Here is a 3,139-nt window from a genome sequence, read left to right on the forward strand (position 1 = left end):
CCAGGACAGAAATGCCTCGACTTCGCTGCTGCCCAAGGTTGCCGGGTGACGCACACCGTGGAAACGGATGAAGGCACGAACCCAGTGGACATAAGCCTGTTCGGTTCGTAAACTGTAATGCAAGTAGCGTATGCGCTCACGCAACTGGTCCAGAACCTTGACCGAACGCAGCGGTGGTAACGGCGCAGTGGCGGTTTTCATGGCTTGTTATGACTGTTTTTTTGTACAGTCTATGCCTCGAGCATCCAAGCAGCAAGCGCGTTACGCCGTGGGTCGATGTTTGATGTTATGGAGCAGCAACGATGTTACGCAGCAGGGCAGTCGCCCTAAAACAAAGTTGTACGTAGAACTCGAAGGCAATTTAAGTATGAAAGAAAAGGTAGTTGTTGATAAAGCGATTTCACTCTATACCGAATCATTCGGCGACCCGGCCCATGAACCCATTATTCTGATCATGGGGGCAATGTCGTCTGCGGTGTGGTGGCCTGATGAGTTTTGTTCCCAACTTGCCAAAATGGGTCGCTATGTGATCCGGTACGACCACCGTGATACCGGGAAATCAACAAGCTATGAGCCAGGTCAGGCTCCATATTCCGTTGAAGAATTAGCAGATGATGTGGTTCGCGTCATTGATGGTTATGGTCTGGAAGCTGCTCATTTAGTCGGCATGTCTTTGGGGGGATTTCTTTCCCAGCTTGTAGCTCTCAAGTATCCGAAACGTGTGAAGAGCTTGACGCTGATTGCTTCAGAACGGCTTGCAGATGCAGATCCGGATATGCCCGCTTTTGATCCTGCCATCATTGAGTATCACCAACGGGCGGAATCGCTGGATTGGTCTGATAGAGATGCTGTCGTCGCGTATCAGGTCGGAGCGTGGCGAATCAACTCAGGTACTGCGCATGCTTTTGACGCTGAGAAGATACAAAACATCGCTGAGTTAAATTTTGATCGCACTCCGAATATCCTGACAACATTCAACCACACTACTTTAGGTGGTGGCGAGAGATGGCTCGGGAGATTAAATGAGATAGCTGTACCAACTTTGATCATTCACGGCACGGAGGATCCTGTACTTCCTTATGTGCATGGGTTGGCACTGAAAGATGCGATTCGTGGTTCAAAAATGCTGACACTCGAAGGCACGGGACATGAGTTGCATCATGAAGACTGGCCGAGGATTATCCAGGCGATTAAGGGGCAAACGTCATAGCTATCGGTTGCACCGTACAACAAGTTGCTGCACCGGAAAAATTACTCGCTGCGCTCGCAATTTTCCGGTGAGCAAGGCGTTAGCGCCCACAACGCATGTCTCTCGCACTCTTTGACTTCGATGGCACAATTACCACTCGCGAGACGATGCCGGATTTTGTGCGGCGGTCCGTGAGCCGACGTCGACTGCTTGTGGGACAACTGCTTCTGGCGCCGCTCGTGCTTGGGTATAAGATTGGGATCTTGTCTGGCACCCTGATCCGTCGCGTCATCGTTCGCTTCGCTTACAGCGGCATCCCGGCCTCGGTCCTGGAGGCCCAAGGTCGTGACTTCGCTCAGAGCTACCTGCCCAATACCCTCCGCGGCGAGGCAATGCAGCGCATCGCATGGCACAAAGCGCAGGGGCACAAGGTTGTCGTTGTTTCCGGCGGACTTGAGGCTTACTTGGAGCCGTGGTGCGACTCGCACGGCGTTGAGCTCATCTGTTCTTCCTTGCAACAGTCGGACGGAATCCTAACGGGCCGCTATGAAGGGCGGCAGTGCGTCTTGACGGAGAAGGCTCGCTTGGTCCGTGAGCGCTACGACCTGGCGACATATCCGACCATCTACGCGTACGGAGACACGCCGGAGGACCTGGATATGCTGGCCATTGCTACTAAGCAGTACTATCAGTGGCAAGAGGTTGGCGTCGCAGGTGGGCGCTAACAAGTCATTCAAGCCGACGCCGCTTCGCGGCGCGGCTTAATTCTGGTGTTAGACATCATGAGGGTAGCGGTGACCATCGAAATTTCGAACCAACTATCAGAGGTGCTAAGCGTCATTGAGCGCCATCTGGAATCAACGTTGCTGGCCGTGCATTTGTACGGCTCCGCAGTGGATGGCGGCCTGAAGCCATACAGCGATATTGATTTGTTGGTTACTGTGGCCGTAAAGCTTGATGAAACGACGCGGCGAGCATTGCTCAATGACCTTATGGAGGCTTCGGCTTTCCCTGGCGAGAGCGAGACGCTCCGCGCTATAGAAGTCACCCTTGTCGTGCATGACGACATCATCCCGTGGCGTTATCCGGCTAAGCGCGAGCTGCAATTTGGAGAATGGCAGCGCAATGACATTCTTGCGGGTATCTTCGAGCCAGCCATGATCGACATTGATCTAGCTATCCTGCTTACAAAAGCAAGAGAACATAGCGTTGCCTTGGTAGGTCCGGCAGCGGAGGAATTCTTTGACCCGGTTCCTGAACAGGATCTATTCGAGGCGCTGAGGGAAACCTTGAAGCTATGGAACTCGCAGCCCGACTGGGCCGGCGATGAGCGAAATGTAGTGCTTACGTTGTCCCGCATTTGGTACAGCGCAATAACCGGCAAAATCGCGCCGAAGGATGTCGCTGCCGACTGGGCAATAAAACGCCTACCTGCCCAGTATCAGCCCGTCTTACTTGAAGCTAAGCAAGCTTATCTGGGACAAAAAGAAGATCACTTGGCCTCACGCGCAGATCACTTGGAAGAATTTATTCGCTTTGTGAAAGGCGAGATCATCAAGTCAGTTGGTAAATGATGTCTAACAATTCGTTCAAGCCGACCGCGCTACGCGCGGCGGCTTAACTCCGGCGTTGGGCGCACAATAAGGCTCCTTGCAGAGTTGCTTGAAAGTTGTTACGATTCAAATTCAATCATGAGATAGTCAGCAGATGAGCACTTCCAAGAACGCAGACAAGTAAGCCGCAGCAACCTTCATTTTTCGGTTGTTGCGGCGTTCTCATGAATCCTTTTGCTCTACGGGAGCGCCGCCAAATCCTTTGTTCAAGGAGATGGTTTCGTGAGCTCAAAAAACTTTAGTTGGCGGTACTCCCTTGCCGCCACGGTGTTGTTGTTATCACCGTTCGATTTATTGGCATCACTCGGCATGGACATGTACTTGCCAGCAGTGCCGT

The 3,139-nt window shown here is 52.6% G+C and carries 3 protein-coding genes and 1 pseudogene; 3 read left to right on the forward strand and 1 reads right to left on the reverse strand.

The annotated features are described in order from the left end of the window. Positions 1-201 (reverse strand): phage integrase N-terminal SAM-like domain-containing protein (locus ACJHX7_RS26000; protein WP_171766542.1); only part of this gene is annotated, 201 nt, incomplete at its 3' end. 166 nt (positions 202-367) lie between these two features. On the opposite strand from ACJHX7_RS26000, the gene estX reads away from it, so the two are divergent. The 3 genes and pseudogenes from estX (at position 368) to ACJHX7_RS26015 (ending at position 2,810) form a co-directional block, all read left to right on the forward strand. Next, positions 368-1,210 (forward strand): alpha/beta fold putative hydrolase EstX, encoded by an 843-nt coding sequence (gene estX / locus ACJHX7_RS26005; RefSeq protein WP_001456218.1) that lies wholly within the window; start codon positions 368-370, stop codon positions 1,208-1,210. A 95-nt stretch (positions 1,211-1,305) separates the two neighbouring features. Next, positions 1,306-1,914 carry an HAD family hydrolase gene (locus ACJHX7_RS26010; protein ID WP_000050382.1) on the forward strand — a complete coding sequence of 203 codons (609 nt, stop codon included), beginning with the start codon at positions 1,306-1,308 and terminating at the stop codon, positions 1,912-1,914. A gap of 57 nt (positions 1,915-1,971) precedes the next feature. Further along, positions 1,972-2,810: pseudogene (locus tag ACJHX7_RS26015) on the forward strand (AadA family aminoglycoside 3''-O-nucleotidyltransferase). The last annotated feature ends 329 nt before the right edge of the window (positions 2,811-3,139 follow it).

The organism is Escherichia sp. WS1451 (genome assembly GCF_046487365.1).
GTDB lineage: Bacteria > Pseudomonadota > Gammaproteobacteria > Enterobacterales > Enterobacteriaceae > Escherichia > Escherichia coli.

Bases quoted from the DNA above. Each gene is read 5' to 3' on its own strand.
- estX (WP_001456218.1), top strand. From the start codon at position 368: ATGAAAGAAAAGGTAGTTGTTGATAAAGCGATTTCACTCTATACCGAA.
- ACJHX7_RS26010 (WP_000050382.1), top strand. From the start codon at position 1,306: ATGTCTCTCGCACTCTTTGACTTCGATGGCACAATTACCACTCGCGAG.